General features: G+C 71.6%; 1 protein-coding gene. It reads left to right on the top strand.

Translation table 11 applies throughout. The features are described from left to right. A partial coding sequence (locus tag FJ658_RS03630; protein WP_141144022.1) for a serine hydrolase domain-containing protein occupies nt 1-472 on the top strand: 472 nt, incomplete at both ends.

Below are 472 nucleotides of genomic sequence, written 5' to 3'. Positions count from 1 at the left end.
GCTCGCGGTGGTGATCGACGGCGAGCCCGTCGTCGACATCTGGGGCGGCTGGGCCGACCCGGAGCACAGCGCACCGTGGAGTTCCGACACCATCGTCAACACCTGGTCGTGCACCAAGACCGTCACCGCTCTCGCCGCGCTCATCCTGGTCGACCGCGGCCTCGATCCCGACGCGCCGGTCGCGCGCTACTGGCCCGAGTTCGCCGCGGCGGGCAAAGAGGGCGTGCTCGTGCGGCAACTGCTCGGGCACACCTCCGGGGTGTCGGGGTGGGCGGAACCGGTCACCCCGGCCGACATCCTCGATGTGCCGCAGGCGACCGCACTGCTCGCCGAACAGGCCCCGTTCTGGGAGCCGGGGACGGCATCCGGCTACCACCTGCTCGACTACGGACACCTCGTGGGCGAGTTGATCCGACGCGTCGACGGGCGCGAGCTGGGCACCTTCGTGCGCGAGGAACTCGCCGAGCCGCTC

Source organism: Schumannella sp. 10F1B-5-1, from assembly GCF_006517535.1.
Classification (GTDB): Bacteria; Actinomycetota; Actinomycetes; order Actinomycetales; family Microbacteriaceae; genus Schumannella.
The sequence above is the reverse complement of the archived record's forward strand: the minus strand, read 5'-3'. Positions and strand labels throughout refer to the sequence as shown.